Here is a 24,097-nt window from a genome sequence, read left to right as displayed (position 1 = left end):
TTTGTATAGGACTTTAAGAAAGTCTCTACGCCATTTTTTTGATAACGGCGAACCCATTCACTGACAATCTGAGCTGTAACACCGATATCATTCGCAATTTCGATCAAAGTTTCATTTCCATTTAAATATCGTTGAACTGCTTGAATACGTTGTTCAACACTTACTTTTGTCATAAAAAAACCCCGTAAAAGTTAGATTAATGTCTAACTTTTACGGGGCAGTTCAAATAGACTCTCGGTGGCTTTTGTTATTTTCGTTCTTCGTTCAATTTCATTAACAACAAAAAAGACTGTAGATAACTCAACATTTTTTGAGTTCATCTACAGCCTGAACCACCCTCTAGATGGTTTTGAGCATAAAGTTATTTTACTGCTTGCTTTACTTTTTCCATTACTTCTTCAGCTGTTGCACATTGTAATGCCTCAGCGGCTAAAGCTTGCATGTCCTTTACAGACAAGCGCTTCAATAAAGAACGTGTTTTCAAAATGGATGTTGCGCTCATTGAAAATTCATCTAAGCCTAAGCCAAGCAATAAAGGTACTGCTAGCTCGTCGCCTGCCATCTCTCCGCACATCCCTACCCATTTCTGTTCTTGATGGGCGGCATGGATAACCATTTGAACCAAGCGTAAAATAGCTGGATTATACGGCTGATATAAATAAGATACTTTTTCATTCATACGATCTGCAGCCATTGTATATTGAATTAAATCATTTGTTCCAATGGAGAAAAAGTCCACTTCCTTGGCAAAAACATCAGCCATCACTGCTGTAGCAGGAATTTCCACCATCATGCCTATTTCAATGTGAGCACTAACGTCCTTCCCTGCTGCTACTAGCTGTTCTTGCTCCTCTAATAAAATCGCTTTAGCCTTACGGAACTCTTGAATAGTCGCAATCATTGGGAACATAATTTTTAGGTTGCCATAAACAGATGCTCGCAGTAAAGCGCGTAATTGTGTACGGAATAATTCCTGTTGCTCTAAGCATAGACGAATGGCGCGATGACCAAGGAATGGATTCATTTCTTCCTGTAGTGGTAAATACGGTAAGTGTTTGTCTCCACCAATATCTAGTGTACGAATAACCACAGGCTTACCTTGCATTCCTTCAAGAACCGTCTTATACGCTGTAAATTGCTCTTCCTCAGATGGCAGGTTTTCTCGGCCCATATATAAAAACTCTGTTCGATATAAGCCAATTCCTTCAGCCCCGTGACGCAACACGCCCTCCAAATCGCCTGGAGAGCCGATATTAGCGGCTAGCTCTACATGGACACCGTCTTGAGATACCGTTTGTTCGTTTACTAAAGTAGTCCATTCTGCTTGTTGAGTATGATAGCTTTGTGCTTTTTCTTGATAGCTGGCAATCACATCTGCCGTCGGATTGATCAGCACTTGACCTGATAAACCATCCACGATTAACAAATCTCCATCTTGAATAGTCGTCGTTGCTGCTCCAGTTCCGACTACTGCAGGAATCTCTAACGAACGGGCCATAATCGCTGAATGAGAGGTACGGCCTCCAATATCAGTAATAAAGCCAAGAACAAAATTACGATCCAATTGAGCCGTCTCTGAAGGAGTCAAATCATTGGCTACAATAATCACCTGTTCACTAATATTACTTGGGTTTGGAATATGTACACCGAGTAAATGTGCTAAAATGCGGTTTGTCACATCTTTAATATCGGATGCACGTGCACTCATGTATTCATCATCCATACTTTCAAACAATGCCACAAACATTGATGAAACTTCATGTAAGGCAAACTCTGCATTGACCCCTTCGTCAGCTACTTTTTGATGAATAGGCCCAATTAATTCTGGGTCATTTACCACTAATAAATGCGCGTCAAAAATGGCTGCTTCCTCGGCACTGAATTTTTTTAATGTTTGCTGTTTAATCGCCACTAGCTCCTGCTCTGTTTTGGCAAGGGCAGCAGCTAAACGTGACTGCTCCGCCTGAACATCTTGAACCTTTGTTTGGCTAAATGTTAAATCCGGTTGTACAAAACGATACGCTTTAGCAATGGCAATGCCGTCTGAAGCGGCAATACCAGTGAAATGTGTCATTGTGCAAGCCCCATTTCTGTCATTAATGTTGCTAATGCCTCAAATGCTTGCTCTTCATCTTCCCCCTCTACATAAAGTGTAAATTGAGAACCTTGCTTTAATGCTAATCCCATTACGCCAAGAATAGATTTTAAATTTGCTGCTTTTTCTTCCGTACGCACTTCGATAGCGGAAGTGAATGGCGTAGCCTTTGCCACAAGCTGGCTCGCAGGACGTGCATGAATTCCTAAAGGATCAATTACTGTAAATTGTTGTGTTTTCATTATTTATTCTCCTCTACTTGTAAGTCTGTTAAGATGATGACATTTGGATGTTTGGATAAAACACTTGCTGGAATTTCCTCTGTATAATCAGAGGCCAGCACACGTTCTAACACCTCACGCTTAGTTTCTCCCACTGCTAATAACAAAATGCATTTTGCGCGCATAATAGATTGAATCCCCATAGTGAACGCTTGCGTGGGCACTTCATCAATCGAAGAAAAGAAGCGAGCATTGGCTTGACGAGTCGATTCCTCCAATGTCACAAGATGTGTCAAGGATTCAAATGGTGTACCGGGTTCATTGAAACCAATATGGCCATTTTGTCCGATACCAAGCAATTGAAAGTCTAAGGAATGTTGTTGTAATAGGGCTTCATAGCGAGCAGCTTCCTCTATAGGATCAGCTGCTAAACCATTTGGTAAATAAGATGCCTGAAATGGTTTTTCTTGAAATAAATGCTGATGCATATAATAGGCATAGCTTTGCTCATGATTGGCCTCAAGCCCTACATATTCATCCAAATTAAAGCTGATGCAATTCGAAAAATCAATATCCGTTTTACAGATTTTAGCATACAACGGTTCCATCGTTCCACCAGTAGCTAGCCCGAACGTAGTGGACCCATTATTTTTAGCCTCTGCTATGACGGCTACTGCTCGTGCATATAAATCTTCTTTTGAATCAAATCTTTCTATGTTCACCACATATCCTCCTTTTCCTAAAGCCTTAAAAATGAATGCGCTGACCATATTGATCAATAAGCTCATCATTATTGGTGTTACCTAAGTTACTGCTAGCAAACACTGGTAAGCTGGCGCCTTGTTCATGTAGAACTTCAATGATTTGGGCGAATAGAGCATTTAATAGCGCTGCACCTAACACTGTAGATACAGGTCCATATTGCAACTCATCAACTGTTAAAACCCCATCCCCTAATGGGACATGCGTATTTAGAACGTCATCTACGATATTCTCTAAACGTTTGCCTGAAGGGTGGCGTGATGGCTGATGTTGATAGGCCAATGATTGCAGTGAGATTGTATGCGCACCTGCTTCTTTTGCGTAGATCGCCATATCAATAGGCACTGGATTGTTGGCAGATGTTGAAATAATGATACAAACATCTTTGTCATCAAACTGTAGCTGATCCTTATAGGAGGCTAAAAATGCTTGCTTCTTTTCATTTTGTGAAGATTGCCGTGCTCCTTGATGTAGCATTAAGGATTCAATGTGAATCGGTTTGACAGGGACTAAGCCACCAGCCCTGAAATAACATTCTTGTGCTAATAACATGGAATGGCCTGAACCGAATAACTGGATAATACCTCCCTGTAAGAGTCGTTTGACGATTAACTGAGCTACATGGTTAATTTGTTCATTTTCTTGTTGTGCCACCATTGTTAAATAGCGATTGACTTGTTGAAAATAGGTATTCATGATCTATCACCTTTTCATTTCAAACGTTTCTTACAAATTGTTCGCATGCATACTGATTTGGCCAGCTTTAATCGTTTGATGTAGCAGTAAATGTTCATCCACAATCACTGCATCCGCATCATATCCTTCTATAAGCTGTCCTTTGTTCGTTAATTTTAATTGCTGGGCAGCATTATAGCTGGACATTTTCACAAGCTCCTCCAATGTACAATTGGTAATCTGACGCATATTTCGTACAGCTTGATCCATTGTTAAAATACTACCCGCCAGTGAACCATTCGATAAATGGGCTCCTGATTCTGTCACATGCACCAATTGACCACCTAAATCATATTCACCGTATGGCATACCCTTCGCTCGCATCGCATCCGTTATTAAAATAATTCCGTCTGCCCCCTTCAAGCGATAAGCCATTTCCACAGCTCCTTCATGCATATGAATAAAATCAACAATCAGTTCAGCCTTTATGGCATCTATTAGCAAAACACCACCGACCACACCAGGATCACGATGATGGAATGGACGCATTTGATTGTATAAATGTGTCCCCTGAGATGCACCTAATTGTACAGCTTCTTGCATTTGCTCAAATGTAGCATCGGAATGACCAATGGATACAATAATTCCGTTTTCAGAAAGGCTTTGGACTGCTGTCATTCCATTAGGTTCTTCAGGTGCTAGCGTAATTTGTTTAATTTTTTGACCACTTAATGCTTGCCATTTTGTCATCACTTCTACATCTGGCAGGACAATATAATCCAGTGGCTGAGCTCCTGCCCGTTGCTTCGATACAAAAGGCCCTTCAATATGAAGGCCAAGTACTTCCGCTTCATCTGACTTTGGCTGGAATTGTGCTACATTGGCGATGGCCCGTTCGATATTGTCAAAGCTTTGTGTCATCGTAGTTGCTAAAAAGCTGGTTGTACCTTCTTTTAATAGTGATTTGGCCATGATATGTAACCCTTCATCGGATGCATCCATTGTATCCATTTTGGCAGACCCGTGAATATGCATATCAATAAATCCTGGCAATAAAAACTTACCTGAACCATCTAATTGTTCAACGCCCTCCACCTCAATATGATGGGCAACCTGAGCAATTTTACCGTCCGTCATCCACACATCCATCTGTTCATCTCGACCACTCGCATTGACCACTGTGATGTTCCGAATTATTAAACTCAAGAAAAACATCTCCTCATCTTGAACAAGGGCTGTTGAAAAGGTATCCATTTGCAATATGATTGCCCATGTATTCCTCCGCAAACAGCCCCATGAATTGTTACTTTTTCATTGAAATAATATTGGTAGAGCCTGCTCTTTGGAAACCTGATTTTCCTAGCGTAATCTCTTGCCCCATTAGGCTAGTGAAAACGACAGGGGTAATAATGGAAGGCACTTGTTCCTTTATTTTTGTGATGTCTGCTTTTAATAATGCATCCCCACGTTTAATTGTTTGACCGTCTGACACAAGCATGTCAAAGCCTTCACCATTAAGCGTTACAGTATCCAATCCGACATGAATTAATAATTCTAATCCTGTATCTGATTTTAAACCGATCGCATGCTTCGTAGGGAAGATCATCACCACTTGACCGTCAAACGGTGCATAAACAGTTCCATCTGTCGGACGAATCCCAAAACCAGGACCCATCAGGCCAGCAGAGAATGCTTCATCCGGTACTTCTGATAACGGTAATAAATCTCCCGTCATCGGCATTTCAAAATCATGGAAAGTTGTTGTTGCTTCACTTTTTACTTGTGCTGTCGCTACAGGCAGTTCCGTCGGTAATTGGGCATTAGCTGGTGCTGGGTTGCCTTTTTGCAGACGGTCTTTCATAGCCTCCGCTAAAAACTCAACAGATGTTCCAATAATTACTTGTACATTGGTTTTACTAATACGCATAACACCTCGCGCACCTGTTTGTTTCAATGTTTTTTCATCCACGACGCTAGCATCCTGTACGGACATACGTAAGCGAGTCGTACAGTAATCTACTTGCTGAATATTATCTTTACCACCTAATGCTTCAATTGTGTAGTAGGCACGTAAATCGATATCATCGGAAATAGCTGAATGTGATTCCCCATCTTCTTCATCATCATCTTCACGTCCTGGTGTTTTTAAGTCCAGTTTTTTAATTAAGAAATAGAAGACCACAAAATATATGGCCCCAAAGCCTAAACCTAATGGTAGAAGCAGTAATGGATTATCCGCCAAGCCTAAATTTAGCAAGTAATCAATTAACCCTGCTGAGAATCCAAAGCCATCACGGAACCCAACCACATAGGCAACCGCAAGCGAAATACCTGTAAGGACTGCATGGATACCATAAAGTACTGGTGATAAGAACATGAATGAAAACTCAATCGGCTCCGTAACACCTGTTAAAAAGGCAGTTAAAGCGATAGATACGAACATCCCACCAACGATCGGACGCTTTTCCTTTTTCGCTGTAAAATACATCGCAAGACAAGCCGCTGGTAAACCGAACATCATAATTGGGAAGAATCCAGCTTGGAAATGTCCAGCTGTTGGATCTCCTGCTAAGAAACGATTAATATCCCCTTTCACAATTTCTCCCGCCGCATTCGTAAATTCACCGAAGTCGAACCAAATAACCGTATTGATTACATGGTGAAGACCAACTGGTATTAATAGACGGTTGAAGAAACCATACATCCCAACACCAAGTGATCCTGCACCGATCATCCAATTGCCGACAGCATCAATACCGCCCTGAATTGGTCCCCAAACGATCGCTAAAATACTCGCTAAAATCGCCATAGTGATGGACGTGATAATTGGTACAAACCGTCGTCCACCAAAGAATGATAACCATTCTGGAAATTTCACATTATAATATTTGTTATACAGTAAGCCTGCCGTAATACCGGCAATAATACCGCCAAACACACCCATATTTAATTCTTCATTAACCGTCCCTAAAACGGCTACTAGTACGAGGTGTGCAATCGCACCCGCAAGAGCGGCTCCCCCACTGCTATCATGTGCTAACCCCATCGCAATACCAATCGCAAAAATAATAGGTAAATTGCCTAGTATAGCATTTCCAGAAGCGGCCATAATACTAGCAATATACTGAATGGCTTCATTCGGTACTGCTCCAAGCATATCCCCAGAACCTAAACGCAAAAGCAAGGCTGCTGCCGGTAATGTCGCGATTGGAAACATAAGTGACTTACCGATTTTTTGTAAGAAAGCAAACATTCTTTATCCCCCTTTGGTATAGTTGTCTAGACCACTTTTATGAAAAAAAAGCGTTTTCATTAAGTTGCTATTATTATAGGCGCAATTTGAAAAAAAATAAATACTTTTTTAATAATTCATGATATAAAAAAAAACCGTACCCCAATAAAGCATTAGGGCACAGTTCTTATTTAAATTATGCAGTAACATCTCGTTTCATAAAGGATGTATAACTAATCACTAGGAAGATTACGGCGTAAATAGCTAATACAGTTAGCGAGAATGGCATTGTCATATCTGGAACCATTAAAATATCTTTTTCATATTGAGTTAAATCTGAATGTGTTAGCCAAATGTATTTTACGATATCGTATCTACTTAAGAACATGACAATCATGCCACCTGTAAATGAAAGGAACATTGTTAAGCCGATTGCTAATGAGCTAGAACGGAACACTGAACCAACTAAAAAGGCAAATAATGTAGACATGACAAAATCACCTCCAGATAGTAGATAATGATAAGCTAAATCACTCCATACTGCCTTTTCAGCCACCTGACCATTGACAATTTCTAATTCCACACCTGAGCCTATACCAAATAATACCAAACCTACAATTGCACTCACGACTACGTTTACAGCCACTAAAAACAAACCGAATAAGAAGGTCGTCAATAGTTTAGACGTTAACACTTTCGCACGGGACATCGGGCGAGTCAACAGCATTTTTATGGTACCTGTTGAAAATTCACTGGAGACAATACTTGCGGCTGTAATCACCGTAAATAAAGTGACAAGTGTTAGCATATTGCTTGTAAAGGACATAAAGCTTGCAAGGCTGTTATCTTTTTGACTCGGCGCATCATGGGCTAAACGGTACTCCGAAATAGCAATTTGCTCTTCAAAAAATGCTTTGTCTTCCTCGGATATATCCTCCTCAGCTAGCATTGCCTTATTATTTTGGATAGACTGCTGCTCTATCTCCTGCCATGATCCCTCATCTGACGATTTACCCTCATAATATTTCATGATGCCACCAGGAACTAGAATGACAAGGACAAGCATAGCGACCATTGCCCACGTCCCTTTTTTATGCCATAATTTCATCCATTCATTTTGAATTAGCTTCAGCAATTTGTCCGCCTCCAGTCATTTCTAAGAATTGATCCTCTAATGTTTTCTGATGTGGCTGTACGGCAAATAGCTGCATACCTGCTTGCACAAGCCCTAACGTCAATGCAGGAACATCTTCTTTCTTCAATTCAATTACATAGCCTTGATTCACTGCCTCAAACTTGTAATCATGTTGTGCCAGATGGGCAGAAACCTGCTCTTGTGGCTGTGCTTCCACATAGTAGAACGACGTACTTTCATTGTGAATTTCACGAATGTCTATCAGTTTCCCATTTTGTATTACGGCTACTCGATCACACATTAATTCAATTTCAGATAATAAGTGACTGGATACAAAAACAGAAACATTATCTTCTGCCGCAATTTTGCGAAGGTACATACGGAATTCCCGAATACCAGCAGGGTCTAAACCATTCGTTGGTTCATCTAATATTAGAAATTTTGGTCGATGTAATAGCGCCTGAGCAAGCCCTAGTCGTTGACGCATACCAAGAGAATACGTTGCAACCTTCTCATGGATACGATTTTCTAGACCCACCTGTTTAACGACTTCCATGATTCGTTCTTTTGTAACATTTTTATGCATCCGTGCAAAATGCAATAAATTTTTATAGCCCGACATAAATTTATACATTTCTGGATTTTCGACAATCACACCGACCTTGCTAATCGCTTCCTCATAATGCTCCTGTAGAGAAAGCCCATCAATGATTACCTTGCCCTCTGTTGGATGCATGAGACCTGTCATCATACGAATTGTCGTTGTTTTCCCTGCTCCATTGGGTCCTAAAAAACCTGTAATTTGTCCTGGATATAAATCAATGTTTAATTGTTGTATTAATTGCTTTCCACGAATGGTCTTCGATAGATTTTGCAATTGAACAATTGGTTCTGTCATATTTATTCACCCTTTCTTTTTTGTTACGGCTAAGCCTTTATCGTTAAAAGCTATTGCGGTCTGTGTCATTAGTAGAAGGACGATAAAAACCTTTCATCCACTCAACCGCATCTTTATTGGTCACATCACGCAATGTCTCTACATCTTCATAAGCTGTGATAGAGCCCGCTTTTAATAAAATTATTTGATCTAAAATAGGTTCAACCTCATATAATTCATGTGTAGACAGCAAAATGGTTTGATTTTCAATGTCCGTAAATTGAATTAAACCTTTAATGAGCTGCTCTCGCACAATAGGATCTAGCCCAGCAAATGGCTCATCCATTAAATAATAAGGAACTTCTCGGCCCAGTGTAGCAGCCATTTTCATACGACCACGATTCCCTTTTGATAATTGACGTAGCTTCGTATTTTTATCCACCTGTAAAAATTCTGCTACGATACAAGCCTTGTCATAGGAAAAGTCTTCAAATTGAGAGGCGTAGTGCTGAAAAAGCTGTTCACCCGTATAATAATCAAAAAACAAATCTGTATCTGGTAAGTAAGCAATTTGGTCCGCACTCCGTCGGGAAATGGGTTGACCATTCAATACTACTTCACCAGTTGAAGATCGTAGTAAGCCCGCTAAAACTTTGAGAAGTGTAGATTTACCACTACCATTTTCCCCAACTAGCCCAATTATCTGTCCAATAGGAAAGGAAAAGGATATATCCTGTAAAATGGGCTTATTCTTATACTGAAAAGAGACATTCGATAGCTGTAACATTCCTTCACCTCACGCTTTATTTTTTAAAACAATGAGCATTTCTTCTTTAGAAAATCCCAATGCCTCGATGGATGTTAAAAAACTTTCGGCTAACTTATTTTTCATATCATCCCGTAACACTTCAATGCGTTCCTCATTGGTCGTAATAAATGTGCCCTGTCCTCGTTTGGTTTCCGTTATATTCATTGCCTCTAACTCCTTATAGACTCGTTGCACCGTGTTAACATTGACACCCGTTTCGACTGCATATTCTCGAACAGAGGGCAGTCGATCCCCGAGCAATATGTGCCCCTTCAAAATGTCCCCGCATATCCGATCGACAAGCTGACTATAAATCGGTTTATCACGTGAAAAATCCATCGTCATCGTAATACCACCTTTTCAAGCCACTTGGATGCCGCTAAAAAGAGCAGCACGATGAGTAATATAGAAGCAACTTCTTCCACAACATAAATAGAGCCTAGCCTCCATTCCATCGTTGTCGCCGCTCTTACTTTGGGTAGAAATGGTTCTAATTTGCTTAACGAAATGGCGCCACGTTGGAAAACCGTTTCATAAAACGGACTCTCCGTTATTCGTACCCAAGCAGATGTTGTTAAGCCAAAAGCCACCATCGTCAACACAATGGAAAAACGCCCAATTACATGCTTCAATTGCAAGTAAAAAGCTAAAAAGAACAACAGTAAAACAAATAGCATAAATTGGAAAATAGTTAATCCAATAACGATTATTACTAAAACAAAAATGATTTGTCCAATATTTGCAATAAACTCTTCTTTTAGATGAAAGAGGGCAAAACTCACAAAGAGCGTATTAAAAAGCGCATACCCTATTAGTGAACAGGCTATCTTTGCTCCAATAAGCTTTGTGATGGAACTAGTGGAATGGAGCCAACTTTCCTTAGCTTTAATATCCAAACGCATACTCGCTAAAAATTGTAAGACGGAATAAAATCCACCTATAAAAAGGACGAGAAGTGTAAAGGCAAATGCAAGCTGATTTTCTTGAGCAAAGAGATCAACAAATTGATGCAATACATAGGGAACGATCCAGGAAAGCATAATGCCCGAAAATATTCCCATCAAAAACCATGAGCGATAAAGTACCCATTCTTTTTTTAAAAGTCCTACAAAACTTTTCATGCTCAGCACCTCGTGTCATAGTGTACTAGTCAGATATTACACTATGACTTCTTGATTTTCAAGTGCCAAATACAAGAAAAAGGAAGATAGAGCCTCATTTGATTAGAATGAAACCTTTAACCTGTATAGCATAGGGACTTCACGCATCAATTTAGTAAAATCACAATACATTGAGAGCACACAAAGACGAAGAAAAGGTGATAGTGGAATGGAAAAAAGGGTGCTATTTGATTTTGACATTGAGTTCACAAATGGAGGGGGCATTCAAGGACAAAAATTCCGCCTTGATATTGAAGGAGATGACATATCTGACGAAGAGTTAGCTCAATATATTGTAGAAGATATGAGGTTGCTAATGGTTGACAAAGTAAGCATTCTTAACAAGAAAATTATTAATGAAAAACATAAACGACAAGATTAGTCCAACTCAGACCTCTTAATGCATTAAAAAAGAAGAGCCCTCTTTAGGACTCTTCTTCACTAAACCATTTTCCCTACTACTTTTACTTTTAATCTTGTTGCGTTTTCTGGATGATAGGCTAATGGCGTTTCTTCCACTTCAACCAATTCAATGGTATCCGCAAGGGCACCTGCTAATACAGCTTGTTTCACTGCTTTATGTTGTGCATCCTTTAGAGATTCCTCTCGAGGTTCTTTGGAATAAATATAAATTTGCTCGTATTGTCCACTAATTTGTGCAATGGATGCTCCAATGGCATTTGCTACACCACCATATTCCGATTTGGCAATCGTTGAAATACCTTGAATTTTTTCTGGCACAATAATACTACCCCCGCCCACTAAAACAAGCGATACATCCTCTGACGATGTTTTCATTTTATCAATGGCCTGTTCTAGTAACGAGGAAATTTCTTCTTGAACGGCTTTAGCAAATGCTTCATCAATATGTGCCACTAAATTTGGATCTCCTACTTCTGCAAGACCTAAACGGACGGCAATATCTGTTGTTGTCATCGTCGACCCACCAAATACTAATGCCTCTTCACTAATTTTATAGCCAACACTATCTGGTCCAACGGTAATTTTATTATCCTTCACTCGAACAATACTACCACCACCTAGTCCGACTGAAATAATGTCAGGCATTCTAAAGTTAGTGCGGATATCCCCTACTTCCACCGCGACTGAAGATTCTCGGGGGAATCCATCTTGTAACACACCAATATCCGAAGTCGTACCGCCTACATCTAATACCATTGTATTTTGAATTTGTGATAAATACGAAGCACCTCGAATACTATTTGTAGGCCCACAAGCTATCGTCAAGATTGGAAATTGCTTCGTATAGTCGATGGACATTAATGTACCGTCATTTTGACAGAGGTACACTTCTACATTAAAAATGCCTTCCGCTTGAAGGGCTTGAATAAAACCCTGTGTTGTCGTCTCAATGACCTTGCATAGAGCTGCGTTTAGAATCGTTGCATTTTCACGCTCAATTAAGCCTACAGAGCCAATTAACGATGAGCAAGAAACCGGGAAATCTTCACCATAGATCGCTTGAATCCAATCACGAACCTGCAATTCTTGATCATTTTTAATAGATGAAAAGACACCTACAATGGCAATTGATTCTACTTGGTCACGCCATTCTTCTAAGAGCTTTGTAATCTCTTCCTGATCAAGCGAACTCAATAACTGGCCATCGTATTCATAGCCTCCATGTGCGATCGCATAATTTCCTGATAATTTTTCAATCATATCGGATGGCCAAGCTGTATAAGGTAGCACCGATGCTGTAGCTGGATAACCCAGTCGAATCACACCAACCCTTGCTAGCTTCTTACGTTCAACGATGGCATTTGTACATTGAGTAGTCCCTAGCATGGCATGTGTAATTTTCGTTTTATCAATGTTTGCACCCTGTAATAATTGCTGTAACGATTGTTCGATACCTGTTTTAATATCTAAACTTGTCGGTGACTTCACACTATAAACAAGCTGACTATTATGATCTAAAAGTATGGCATCTGTATTTGTTCCGCCTACGTCAATTCCGATTTTATACATGTTCAGCTACCCCCTTTTTCACCAATTCTTCAATTGGCACGAAATCATAATCATAGCCAAAGTATTTTGGTCCTGCTGTTTCTATCCCTTTTGCTGTGCGCCATTTTTCATGTGATGGTAAACCAATGACACGCACACGTTTACCGTATTTTAAACTTTCTGTCGTCACAGGCAATAGTGTTTCATAATCGACTAAACAAATCAGGTCAGGTGTCATCGCCACAACTTGATCGTTCTTCTCTGCCAGTAAGTTTTCATTTTGGAAATGCACCTTCATTTGATCCTCTTTATAGCCATCAATTCCTTCAAGAAGCATTTTCCCTAAGTTAAAGCCGCCCTTCGTTTCACGAATCACATCAACAATTTTCCCTTGAAATAGCTCGTACCCTGCAATAAGCTTTAAAAGTCTTGCTAGCTTATCGTTTACCTCTTGATCTTTAGAAGCAATAATTTCACCGATTTTTTCAGAAAGTGTCACAATATGATGCACACCACTTTTTTTAATTTGAGCTCCAGTTGTTGGATACAAGCTCACTAAAGAGCTCGCTCCCATCTCAACAGTTGCCGAGCGGGCGATACGCTCTGTCCATTTATTATCAATCGTTTCAAAAATGCCGATATTACCCTTTTCATCTGTGATGGCCATAGGGGTTGCCGAAATACCATCTAGATTAAACGTCACCATTTGCAACTCTGGGAATGCGCGCCCCATACCATCGCAATCAATTAAAGGTAAACCTAGCTGAGCAGCCACCACAATCGGAATCATCGAATTGACCCCACCCGCTTCCATCGGGTATGTACCAGCAATTTTATCCTTCCCTAAATATTGCGCAAGCTTTTGGAAAACTTTTACGAACTCGTCGCCACGAGGAAATTTTTCAACTAAAACCGATGGTGCTCCCATCATAGCTGCGGGAATGAAAAAATCCTCATCCTCAATTTCATCCACGGAATACAACCGAACAGGGCCATTTTTTTCAATAGCAGAAAGTGCCATTAATTTCCCGATATACGGATCTCCGCCACCACCTGTTCCTAAAAATGCTGCACCTATAGCTATATGCTCAATAGCCGCTTGATCTAAATATCTCATCTATGTTCCTCCAATATGACAGTTTTTTGTACGGATACACGATACCCAATATAATAAATAGCAAATGAAATAATAATGCCGATCATCGGTTGATTAGGTAATGTCGGCAATTCAGGAAATAAAGAGAATACGACGGGCATACAGGCAATCACTGCCCCAACTAGCCAAGAAAACACCCCTAAGCGATTAACGCCTTCCACCTCAACCCAGCTATCTTTACGACCTTTATGGATGACCCAATAGGAAGCAATCATGACTCCTGCAACAGGTGGAATCATCGCGGATAGAATCGACATAATCGGTGTGAAGTAATTTAAAATCCCTATGACTGCTAAAATCGTACCAATTGTTCCAGCAACAAAAATTGCGATTCTCTCTTTGTTTTTTGCTACGTCAAATACATTAATTAAGGCAATACCGCCTGAAATCGCATTGACCAAATTGGTTTTCCAAGTAGCTAAAATCAAGCCAACCCCGCCGATAAATGGTGTAGCAATATGCAAAAAGACTGCGGTAATGTCACTTGTTTGATAAGCAATTGTTAAAATAGCGCCTACGCCAATCATTAGCACTCCAGCAGGAATAATACCTAACGTAGCAGCCTTGAAAACATCCGAACGTTTTTTGGAAAATTGCGAATAATCACCCGCTATAACTGCCCCTAATGCGAATGAACCAATTGTCACTGCTAAACCATCCATAAAACTCATATTTCCTTGTGGTTGGTAAGCACGTATGAACTCCAGCTGATCCCCTGTTAACGTTTGGACTAAACCATATACGCAAATAATGACTAATAATGGGACAGCAATATAGCTTAATGTACGTAATACTTTGATGCCATAAATAGCAGATACAACCATGACCATACCGCTTATGAACGAAGCTAGAGGAACTGGTATATTCAAGTGATAGATTGCTAGCAAATTCGCTAAGGCAACCCCGCAAACATTAGCCTGAATACCAAACCACCCTAAGCAAGCAATAGCTAGGATAATAGATAAAATAGTACGAGAGCCTTTTTTACCGAACACTTGCCCAGCGACATGGACAGTCGGCTTACCTAAATCACTACTTTGCATTCCTTGTAATATCATAATGAATACGACGATCGCGTAGCCTACAAACGCTACAGCCAATGCCTTCGATAAACTCATACTTGTAATGAGTGCATTTCCTACCAATAAACTAGGAATACATATCATGGCACCAGCCCAAATAATCCCTAAGCTATACCACGATTGAACATTGTTGTCATTTCTCAAGCGACTCCCTCCTTATTCTTGGGTGTGGATTAATGTTTTTAATTATAAAGAAAGCATAAAAGGGAGTCTTTTGCGTAAATAAAAAAAATAATCTGAAATTTTGTTCAAAATAACAAAATTCCAGATTATTCTAATCATTAATTAATCGAAAAAGCATGCAAGCCATATACACATCATAAAATTCAGCGTAAATGGTCACATCTGTGCCAATCAGCTCACTAATTTTTTTGATACGATATTTCACCGTATTTTTATGAATATAAAGTAGTTCCGCACAGCGCTCCACACTTGCATTCGCATCCAATAAAAAGGTAATCAATGTCTGTAATGTATCATGATCATGTAAAATAGGGTCAATGACTGATAAATATTCCTCAATCATTTCTTCCCCCTGCTTACTTATATCAATAGCTCGTTTCATGGAACGAACCTCGGCTGCCGTAAACAATTTTCGCATGGGGTATATCGTGTTGGCTTTATCACCTACCTGATTGACCAACTGATACATTTGACGAACAGCCTTTGTGTTTTTCATTTTTGGAGCATAGACGATTTCTGCAATTTGCCCAGCATAATTGGTAGTTTCATTATATTCGACAGTAATTTCCAACTCATGGTGCTTGTACAAGCAATTCCCGAGTAGCACAATCATACAATGGTCAATACATTGAATGACTCTTGTTTGATAGTATTTAGACAGCTGCTCTTCTAACTCATTTCGAACCTTTTTTTCATCCGCTAAATCATGCATATAAACTAACCACATCATTTGAATAGCAGAAACATCAATATGGAGGAGATTGGCTAATCTTCTCATTTTTTCACTTTCATCATTAATGATTGCTTTGACTAAGGCATATTCGCTGACCTCATCATGCTTGTCTCCCCATAAATTAATTGCGACTTGGACAACCTCACTCACCTTTTCAATTGTCTTGGCAGGTAAATCGGTATTTTCCTTTATAAGGAATAAAAAGAGAGGCTCCCCATTTTTTTGATGCACTCTTTTATAGTCAATCACACATGAGATATCACTTCGTTTTAACTCGAATTTACCTGTTTCACGATAAACTTGTGATTGTGAGCATTCATGCACAGCGTGGACCACATCTAATGATGAATTTCTTGGCCACATGACTTGATTGATAATATCCAAATGACTATTTGTTAACAGAATATTGGCTTTCAAGCGATCTGATAGCATTTTCAATGTAATTTCGACACTTCTTAAATGCTCAGGCAATAAGGATACCTTCTCTAATGTTTCCTTAACGAAGTGGTCATTGACACCCTGATTACTAACAATCGCTTCCATAACTTCATAAATAACCTCATTATAACGGAGAGAATAATCATTCTTTGGCATACAGATGATAATAAACCCTTGAGATTCGGCTAAGGCAAGCACTTCCTCAGGTATATGTGGCAACACAATACCAACATAATATAAGATAAGGCCCAGCTCTCCTAAATCGTGTAAATGCTGAATTGTTTCACATTGCTGTTCCACACTATCTCGAATGGAATAAAAGGAGCTAATCACCAGTTCTTCTGCATACCATTCCTCTTGCACACGATTGATAATTTTCGAATAAAAATCAACATTCGATACTTCTAAAACGGATAAAGAAGAGACCGTGCGATGCAGATTATCTCGACCTGTTAAAACCTCTGCCCCGCGAAAGGAAGGCAATTGCAATAAATCTTTTACCGTTACCCCCATGTTCAACCACCACTACTTTTCTAAATTTTCTATACAACGTCTTGTGAAGAAGAATACCATAATCGCACCTGTCTTTCAAAATATGGTTGTCTTCATATTTCATAAGCTAGCATGTACATGCTAAAATAATAGCTAAGTTTATGAGGTAAGAGAGGGAAAAAGAGGATGTCAAATCTAACAAATAGAGACTCATCGTTTGGCACGACAATCCGAGAAATCTTACAGGCAGATTGCCAAAGCTGTTTTGGGTTATGTTGTACAGCATTAAATATAGTGGCTTCTAGTGATTTTGCCATGGATAAACCAGCAGGCAAGCCATGCTCCAATTTAAAGGAGGACTATAGCTGTCAAATTCATAGCAAGCTAAGAAAAAGTGGCTATAAAGGCTGTACTGTTTTTGATTGCTTAGGGGCCGGTCAGCAAGTTTCCCAAGTGACATTTAAAGGGCAAGATTGGCGCCAATCACGAGAACATGCTGAGAAGATGTTTCAAGTGTTTCCAATTATGGAGCAGCTATATGAAATGATTGCGTATGTAGCTGAAGCTCTCTCCTATCCTGTTGACGATACGCTCCATGAACAGCTCCTCGTTCAATTAGAGCAGCTACAGCAGGCAACGGAGCTTGACGCTAATAGCCTATTGGCGCTGGACATAATTGCTATTCGTATGCCAGTAAACGCACTTCTTTTAAAAACAAGCGAACAAATGCGGCAACAGCTAGTAAAGGGGAAAACTTCTCCCAAATTAAATCAGCGTGGTGCTGATTGGATGGGTAAAAATTTCAAGGGGAAAGATTTGCGAGCTACTGATTTAAGAGGTAGCTATTTAATTGCTGCCAATTTACAAGGAGCCAATTTACAAGGGGTAGATTTCATTGGGGCTGATATGCGTGATACCAATTTACGCGGCGCAGATCTATCGACAAGTTTATTTTTAACACAAATGCAAATCAATGCCGCACAAGGTGACAGCACTACGAAACTACCTTCTTATATTAAACGTCCAGCTCACTGGCAGTAAAAAAGGATGCCTCTCCAAAGAGACATCCCTTTCCGGCCATAAGCGTTTGCTAAAGACACTTAGGCTTGCTTCTTTTTATAAATGATGGTTGCCACGATCAATGCTAGTAATATCGCTTGGCCAATCATCGTTTCTACGGTTGGATAGAAACCAATCATGCTTATGACAGGTAAGCCATCAACAATCGTTGTAGAAATCTTATTAGTTAGCTGCAATGTATGCAGACTGACACCGATAATTTTAAAGGCTAATATATAAATAAGCCATGTCGCTACGGCAAAGAATTTATGAATAGGCATTTTGCCACTTGCCTTAAACAACACAACGGCAAGCACGGCAAGGATAATGAGCGCCACGACAATCCCTAGGATAAATTGAGAAGTCGCCATTTTCGGTGCAATACCCGCATAAAAGACAAGCGTTTCTGCCCCTTCTCGGAAAACGGATAAGAAGCTAATCGCTGCCATCGCAAAAATAGAGCCACTTGAAATGGCATTGCCCATTTGCTTCGAAATATAGCGATTCCAACTGACCACACTCGATTTACTATGCAGCCAGATACCTACACCAATCATCATTGCTGCAGCCAGTAAGCCTACATAGCCTTCCATTAATTCACGATTCGTATCAATTGTAGCCGAATTTAAAATCGTTGACATAAGAACTGCGGCAACAGCTGATAACAGAACGCCCACAAACGCTCCGATATAAATCCATTTACGCATTTTCTTCTGCCCTGATTTATTAAGAAATGACACAAGAGCTAATATAATGAGTAAAGCCTCTAGCCCTTCTCGAAGTAATATTAACGCGGCATCCCAAACTGTATAATCTGAATCACCTTGAATTAACTCAATTTCCGTACGGAAGGTATTTAATTTTTTCGTAATAGCCTCTTGATCGACAGAGGATTTTAATAAATCACTCGCGATGATGGGCATATCACTTTCAATTTTTGTATAGAGGCTACCATTACGAGTTGAGATTTCTATTTCAACTCGTGGCCAAATCGTAATAAATTCTCGAACCTTATTAGAGGCTGCCTTATAATCACCATCATCTACATAGTCCAACGCCTCATCAATATAAGCAATTAATGTAGCTAACGAATAGTCCCCTTCTACCGCTTCAGCCGTTTCTTTACCCGCTACAAAATCTACAATCGTTTGTCGTAAATCTGCAAATTGAGTTTTCATTAATGCGATATCCGGCTCTTCCGCAGAAATAGAGATTCGTAGAAATGCCATCTGTGTTTCGATTTGCCCATACATGGCAATACTTTGCTCACGTACAGGTCGCTCACTTTTATTCCACTTAAGATTAAAATCCTTGTAGGCTTCATCAATAGCCTGAACATCACCACTAGCTAAAGCATTTTCAAAGTCTGCCAAAATTGGCTTCATCTTTTGCCCAAACTCTGCTCGCTGTGCAGCCTCATCCACTGGGTTTTCCAGTTTTTCTAGCGCACGTAGTGCATTCGACAATGCTGACAACGCCTCTAAACGGTCATCCTTTGACTTGGCCTCTGTTGCTTGCGCAAGGATCTCATCAACCTTTGCTTTCGCCTCTTTTTGTTCAGAAGAAACCTTAGCCCAGTCTGTGGCAAACTGTTCAATCGCCTGTTTCGCCTCTGCCTCTTTATCCTGCTTCGTATTCATCAATGCATCACTAATCGCAATATATAAAGGACTATACGATTGCGCAGCTTGCACAGGTAAAGCTAAAGTCAGAACTAAAGCAATCACCATACTACAGCGCGTTAAAAAGTGCTTCACCTAAATAACTCCCCTTTTGTACACCAGGGAAGCAAGCAAACACTGCACTGCCTCGATGGGTAATATACTCATTCATTTTATCCATACGCCCTAAGCTATTTTGTATCGTTGTAAATTGGGCTGGGTCCTTTTGAAATGAAATAAAGATAAGCCCCGCATCATGAGTGCCTGTATTCGACATCACACCTGATGCATAGGAATAGGATCTACGTAAAATACGAGCTCCTGATTTACGGGCTAAATGAACATGTGATGTATCAGGCATAATATAATTCCCTTTATCATCCTTCGCCTCTACATCAAAATCATCAAATTCCTTTGTCTTACCCATCGGTGCCCCACTATCACGGTAACGTCCAAATGTAGCTTCTTGATCTTTTAAAGATGTACGATCCCATGTTTCAAGATGCATTTGCACTTTACGTGCAACTAAATAAGAGCCGCCTTTTAGCCAGCCTTTATCCACCCAAACAACCTTTTTTAAATCCTTTTCATCTGTAATGGATGGATTCACTGTGCCGTCCTTGAATGCAAAAAGATTTCGGGGGGTCCCACCACCTGCTGGAAACGAGTTAAAGCCAGACTGTGACCATTTAATCTCCACTTTCCCAGATGCTGCACGCACTAAATTACGGACCGCATGGAATGCCACCTGCGGATCATCTGCACAAGCCTGAATACACAAATCACCACCTGTATATTCTTTCAGTAGCTGATCCTTTGGGAAATGTGGTAAATCCTTTAACTCCGCTGGCTTTAAATGCTGCATACCAAGCTTATCGAATAAGGAAGCACCCACACCAATAGTAATTGATAAATTGGCAGCATCTAAGCCCTCTGCCTCACCGGTATCACCAGTCGGTACTCTCGTATTCGACGAAATATCAGCCATTAATTCACCATTCATTAAACGTACAACAAGAGGTGTCCATTGCTGGAATAACTCTTGCAATTCCTTCTTCGATGTCACTAACACATTTAAAGAAGCAAAATAAATATTCGTTTGTACAGGTGTTACAATACCTGACTGATGGTTGCCGTAGAAATTGACCTTATTGCTTGCCGTAGTACTGTCAGCCACAGGCTCAAAAACATCATAGCCCATTGCTTTCATTACACCACCTAAACCAGAGGCACCAATGGCAACACCTGCCACCCCAATGCCTGTCAGTTTCAACATATCACGTCTAGAGATTTTTTTATTCATCCATTTTTCTTCATTTGATGCTGTCATTTATGTTCACTCCAAAATGATTCCCATTTGACTTAATGGTTCTCCAAGCTGATTCACCGCTGCCGCAAGCGCTTTTGTGTTGTCCTCTGTTAATTCCTCATAGGATATATAACCACCATCGGCAGTTGCATGCTGTGCTAATAAATCGTCCACCGCTTTGAATTTTTCATCAAGTGCTGTGACTAATTTTGAATCTTTCGCTTCTAATTTTGAACGTAAAATTTCAAAGATTTTTTCAGCACCTTCAATGTTCGCTTTAAAATCATACAGGTCTGTATGGGAGTAAATTTCTTCCTCACCCGTAATTTTAGATGTGGACACTTCATTTAATAAATCAACTGCACCTGTAATCATTAAATCCGGAGTCACTTCAACTGTTTGTACAAGGGCATGTAATTCCTTCGCATCTGCAAGTAGCTGGTCAGCCACAGCCTCATAGCCTTTTGTTGTATTTTCTTCCCATAGCGCATACTCAAGCTTATGATAGCCTGACCATTCTTCTTCGCCTTTTCCTTCTTCCTGTATATCAGCTAAACGACCATCAATACGTGGATCAAGGTCGCCAAAGCTTTCCGCAATTGGTTCAGAACGTTCAAAATACATTCGCGCTGGTGCATAGGCAGCTTTTGCTCCTTCAATATCGCCAGCCTTAACAAGATTCACAAATTTCTCTGTTTCTAGTAAAAATTGATCCATTTGCTCTAAAGCAAATTGTTGATAGTCTGATAGTTCAGAAGATAAATCAACCTCTTGTGCAGCTTTGTCTGTTTGCTCTGTTTCAGGCTTATCTTCTTTTTTTGTATCTTCTGTATTACCACAGCCAGCCATTAGAATGCCTCCTGCTACTAATACTGACAATAATGATTTATTTTTCATACTTCGTACCTACTCCCGATTTTGTTTTATATTGTGATGATAATGATTATCATCCTCTAATGCAAGATAATTTTTTTGAAAAAGAAAAAAACGTCATTTTTAAGTTGTTTTCTAAGAACAACTAGAAAAAAGACGTTTTTTCCACAATATAATGATTCTAATCTACGAAATTTTTGATTGTTTCCATTTTTCATGTTTACCATGTAAGAAATAATAAAGCACAATTGATAATAAAATGACAAAGACCATCGCAAAGAATATGGCTCTGTAGCCCGCAGATGGAACAAATAATCCTAAGAAATAAGGCCCTACACCTAATCCTAAATCATAAAAAATGAAGTAAGTAGATGTCGCAAGTCCTAAACGTTCATTCGGAGTTACTTTAATAGCAATAGCCTGTGCAACAGAGTTGAAGTTACCATAGCCAATACCGATACAAGCAGCAGCAATTAAAAAAGCAATCGTTGTTGACGCTGAACTAAATGCATACATACCAATAGCAAAAATCACCAAACATGGATAAATGATAATATTAGCGCCTCTTGTATCCAGTAATTTTCCTGTAAATGGACGTGTAGCTAAAATGACAATCGCATAGATAATGAAGAAATAACTACCTGCTGATACTAAATCAAGCTCCTTCGCATAAAACGTCATAAAGGACATGACGCCTGAATACGCAAAACCGATGACCAGTGCAACAAAAGCAATCGGTACAGCTCGCAATTCAATGAAGTTTGTCACCTTAAAGCCAGCCTTCGTTGCCGCATCCTTCGCCTTCTTCGGTGCATCTGGCACTGTTACGATAAAATACATGAAAAAGCAAATAATAGCTAAAACTGAATCTACAGCAAAAATCATGCGGTAATCCTCAAACAGCTGCGTTAATAAAATACCGACAAATGGTCCAATAGCTGTGGCCAAAATCGCACTTAAGCTATAATAACCAATTCCTTCACCGCGTCGCTCAGGAGGTAAAATCTGTGCAATAATCGTCCCCGTCGCTGTACTTGCCACCCCTAGGGCAATCCCCTGTACTAAACGATTCAGCATAAGTAAAGGTAAATTCCCTGCTATAAAATAGGACATCGTTGACAGCATAAATAAAAGCAATCCACAAAATAATGTTTTCTTACTGCCCCAATCCCCAATAATACGGCCCGTTCCAAGACGCCCTAATAATGTCCCGATAATAAAAATACTCGATACAAGACCCGCTGTACTTGTAGACGCATTAAAATGCTCCACTGCATAAGCAGCAATCGTAACCATTAATAAATAAAAGATTAACGTAATGGTAAAATTAATGAGTGAGACAATTAAAAAATCCTTTGTCCATAGTTTCTTTCTTGTTGTTCCTTCCACGTTACTCGCTCTCCTATTGATTAATATTCATACAAATTCTTTCAAAAACCTGTGTCGCTATTTCAATATCTCGCTGAGGTACACCTGCCAGTGCATGCTCAAAAAATGGCTTCAAGTGCGCTTTAATCTCCTGCACAAGCTTCTCCCCATACGCCGATAAATGGACAAGCTTTTCCCGCTTATCCTTGCCCGCCATCGTTTCCACATAGCCAAGCTCCACAAGTTTATGTACAAGCTTCGTCACACTCGGCTTCTCAATAGACATAAAATTCGCGATATCCACAAAGGAATGCGGACCTTTATCCTTTAAAAAACGAAGAACTGCCCACTGTGAGCTATATAACTGATACGGTTCAAGTTGCACATTCAGCTTATTGATAAATGGTCTATACATTAAACGATACTGATTAAAAAACTCCTGCTCAATTGTCACAAGATCACTTCCTCTTTATAATAGTTAGCCTAGCTAACTATATACCTAAAATCTTTATTTGTCTAGTTGGGATTTTTATTATATAAAATAAGGGTATTTTGGTTACATTTGTTATTTTTTATGTAACACTTGATGAAGTGGTGAATTTCTTTGGAAGGAGAAGGAGAAATAATGAAAAAGGGTATAATTTCAGGCATGGTATTTATGTCACTTTTATTAGTGGGCTGTAATGGAGAAGAGAAAGGTGGACAAGGAGTAGAAAGTGAGCAGGAGTATCCATCACTTTTCCTTTTCTATCCGTCACTCTTTGCGATTCCCTCATTTCGCCTCTCCACCCGCGCCTTCTTCATGCG

At 39.8% G+C, this 24,097-nt stretch carries 24 protein-coding genes; 3 read left to right on the top strand and 21 right to left on the bottom strand.

Annotated elements, in window-relative coordinates; translation table 11 throughout:
- The 12 genes from AC1Q6O_RS07495 to AC1Q6O_RS07440 form a co-directional block, all read right to left on the bottom strand.
- Positions 1-173, bottom strand: a 173-nt coding sequence (locus tag AC1Q6O_RS07495) for a transposase (protein WP_492401031.1), incomplete at its 3' end; no start/stop codon positions are given.
- Positions 174-361: 188 nt separating this feature from the next.
- Positions 362-2,074 (bottom strand): phosphoenolpyruvate--protein phosphotransferase, encoded by a 1,713-nt coding sequence (ptsP, locus tag AC1Q6O_RS07490; protein ID WP_492401025.1) that lies wholly within the window; start codon positions 2,072-2,074, stop codon positions 362-364.
- Entirely contained in the window at positions 2,071-2,337 is a 267-nt protein-coding gene (locus AC1Q6O_RS07485) for an HPr family phosphocarrier protein (protein WP_008175794.1), read from the bottom strand. The genes ptsP and AC1Q6O_RS07485 overlap by 4 nt, the downstream gene beginning before the upstream one ends.
- Positions 2,337-3,086, bottom strand: a complete 750-nt coding sequence (locus AC1Q6O_RS07480) for a glucosamine-6-phosphate deaminase (protein ID WP_492401030.1) — start codon at positions 3,084-3,086, stop codon at positions 2,337-2,339. The genes AC1Q6O_RS07485 and AC1Q6O_RS07480 overlap by 1 nt, the downstream gene beginning before the upstream one ends.
- Positions 3,064-3,774: a sugar isomerase domain-containing protein gene (locus AC1Q6O_RS07475; RefSeq protein ID WP_008175792.1), complete on the bottom strand. Its 711-nt coding sequence runs from the start codon at positions 3,772-3,774 to the stop codon at positions 3,064-3,066. The genes AC1Q6O_RS07480 and AC1Q6O_RS07475 overlap by 23 nt, the downstream gene beginning before the upstream one ends.
- A 30-nt stretch (positions 3,775-3,804) precedes the next feature.
- Positions 3,805-4,959, bottom strand: a complete 1,155-nt coding sequence (gene nagA / locus AC1Q6O_RS07470) for an N-acetylglucosamine-6-phosphate deacetylase (RefSeq protein ID WP_089985166.1) — start codon at positions 4,957-4,959, stop codon at positions 3,805-3,807.
- Between the two features lie 97 nt (positions 4,960-5,056).
- Complete coding sequence (gene nagE, locus AC1Q6O_RS07465) at positions 5,057-7,006, bottom strand: N-acetylglucosamine-specific PTS transporter subunit IIBC (protein ID WP_492401024.1); 1,950 nt, start codon at positions 7,004-7,006, stop codon at positions 5,057-5,059.
- A 175-nt stretch (positions 7,007-7,181) separates the two neighbouring features.
- Positions 7,182-8,120 (bottom strand): ABC transporter permease, encoded by a 939-nt coding sequence (locus AC1Q6O_RS07460; protein WP_107921858.1) that lies wholly within the window; start codon positions 8,118-8,120, stop codon positions 7,182-7,184.
- On the bottom strand, positions 8,098-9,018 hold the full coding sequence (locus AC1Q6O_RS07455; RefSeq protein ID WP_008175788.1) for an ABC transporter ATP-binding protein: 921 nt from the start codon (positions 9,016-9,018) through the stop codon (positions 8,098-8,100). The genes AC1Q6O_RS07460 and AC1Q6O_RS07455 overlap by 23 nt, the downstream gene beginning before the upstream one ends.
- Positions 9,019-9,061: 43 nt before the next feature.
- Positions 9,062-9,784, bottom strand: a complete 723-nt coding sequence (locus AC1Q6O_RS07450; RefSeq protein ID WP_008175787.1) for an ABC transporter ATP-binding protein — start codon at positions 9,782-9,784, stop codon at positions 9,062-9,064.
- A gap of 9 nt (positions 9,785-9,793) precedes the next feature.
- Positions 9,794-10,150, bottom strand: coding sequence for a GntR family transcriptional regulator (locus AC1Q6O_RS07445; protein WP_008175786.1), 357 nt, complete (start codon positions 10,148-10,150; stop codon positions 9,794-9,796).
- Positions 10,147-10,926 (bottom strand): hypothetical protein, encoded by a 780-nt coding sequence (locus AC1Q6O_RS07440; protein WP_008175785.1) that lies wholly within the window; start codon positions 10,924-10,926, stop codon positions 10,147-10,149. Before AC1Q6O_RS07440 ends, AC1Q6O_RS07445 begins: the two co-directional genes overlap by 4 nt.
- A 208-nt stretch (positions 10,927-11,134) precedes the next feature.
- Here AC1Q6O_RS07440 and AC1Q6O_RS07435 point away from each other — a divergent pair, with 208 nt between their 5' ends.
- Positions 11,135-11,347: a hypothetical protein gene (locus AC1Q6O_RS07435; RefSeq protein WP_008175784.1), complete on the top strand. Its 213-nt coding sequence runs from the start codon at positions 11,135-11,137 to the stop codon at positions 11,345-11,347.
- Positions 11,348-11,406: 59 nt separating this feature from the next.
- On the opposite strand, the gene AC1Q6O_RS07430 is transcribed toward AC1Q6O_RS07435, so the two are convergent.
- The 4 genes from AC1Q6O_RS07430 to AC1Q6O_RS07415 form a co-directional block, all read right to left on the bottom strand.
- On the bottom strand, positions 11,407-12,957 hold the full coding sequence (locus AC1Q6O_RS07430; protein WP_492401023.1) for a hydantoinase/oxoprolinase N-terminal domain-containing protein: 1,551 nt from the start codon (positions 12,955-12,957) through the stop codon (positions 11,407-11,409).
- A complete protein-coding gene (locus AC1Q6O_RS07425; protein ID WP_107921854.1) occupies positions 12,950-14,053 on the bottom strand; it encodes an S-methyl thiohydantoin desulfurase family protein in 1,104 nt (367 codons plus the stop codon). The genes AC1Q6O_RS07430 and AC1Q6O_RS07425 overlap by 8 nt, the downstream gene beginning before the upstream one ends.
- Complete coding sequence (locus AC1Q6O_RS07420; protein ID WP_275443969.1) at positions 14,050-15,318, bottom strand: cytosine permease; 1,269 nt, start codon at positions 15,316-15,318, stop codon at positions 14,050-14,052. The genes AC1Q6O_RS07425 and AC1Q6O_RS07420 overlap by 4 nt, the downstream gene beginning before the upstream one ends.
- Before the next feature lie 130 nt (positions 15,319-15,448).
- Positions 15,449-17,041, bottom strand: coding sequence for a PucR family transcriptional regulator (locus AC1Q6O_RS07415; RefSeq protein ID WP_089984901.1), 1,593 nt, complete (start codon positions 17,039-17,041; stop codon positions 15,449-15,451).
- A gap of 165 nt (positions 17,042-17,206) precedes the next feature.
- Between AC1Q6O_RS07415 and AC1Q6O_RS07410 the strand changes: the two genes are divergently transcribed.
- Positions 17,207-18,061, top strand: coding sequence for a pentapeptide repeat-containing protein (locus tag AC1Q6O_RS07410; protein ID WP_089984902.1), 855 nt, complete (start codon positions 17,207-17,209; stop codon positions 18,059-18,061).
- Positions 18,062-18,120: 59 nt separating this feature from the next.
- On the opposite strand, the gene AC1Q6O_RS07405 is transcribed toward AC1Q6O_RS07410, so the two are convergent.
- From AC1Q6O_RS07405 to AC1Q6O_RS07385, 5 genes are all read right to left on the bottom strand, one after another.
- Positions 18,121-19,836 carry an FTR1 family iron permease gene (locus AC1Q6O_RS07405; protein ID WP_492401022.1) on the bottom strand — a complete coding sequence of 572 codons (1,716 nt, stop codon included), beginning with the start codon at positions 19,834-19,836 and terminating at the stop codon, positions 18,121-18,123.
- The gene (efeB, locus tag AC1Q6O_RS07400; RefSeq protein ID WP_008175764.1) at positions 19,811-21,070 is read right to left on the bottom strand and encodes an iron uptake transporter deferrochelatase/peroxidase subunit; all 1,260 of its coding nucleotides are present in this window, start codon (positions 21,068-21,070) and stop codon (positions 19,811-19,813) included. The genes AC1Q6O_RS07405 and efeB overlap by 26 nt, the downstream gene beginning before the upstream one ends.
- Before the next feature lie 6 nt (positions 21,071-21,076).
- On the bottom strand, positions 21,077-21,946 hold the full coding sequence (efeO, locus tag AC1Q6O_RS07395; RefSeq protein ID WP_090001875.1) for an iron uptake system protein EfeO: 870 nt from the start codon (positions 21,944-21,946) through the stop codon (positions 21,077-21,079).
- A gap of 162 nt (positions 21,947-22,108) precedes the next feature.
- The gene (locus tag AC1Q6O_RS07390; RefSeq protein WP_008175758.1) at positions 22,109-23,311 is read right to left on the bottom strand and encodes an MFS transporter; all 1,203 of its coding nucleotides are present in this window, start codon (positions 23,309-23,311) and stop codon (positions 22,109-22,111) included.
- Between the two features lie 13 nt (positions 23,312-23,324).
- Complete coding sequence (locus AC1Q6O_RS07385; protein WP_492401021.1) at positions 23,325-23,744, bottom strand: MarR family winged helix-turn-helix transcriptional regulator; 420 nt, start codon at positions 23,742-23,744, stop codon at positions 23,325-23,327.
- Between the two features lie 171 nt (positions 23,745-23,915).
- Between AC1Q6O_RS07385 and AC1Q6O_RS07380 the strand changes: the two genes are divergently transcribed.
- Positions 23,916-24,097: hypothetical protein (locus tag AC1Q6O_RS07380; protein WP_492401020.1), on the top strand; the 182-nt coding region annotated here is incomplete at its 3' end.

Source organism: Lysinibacillus sp. GW823-FHT06C08, from assembly GCF_058795135.1.
This window is presented reverse-complemented; position numbering and strand designations above follow the sequence as displayed.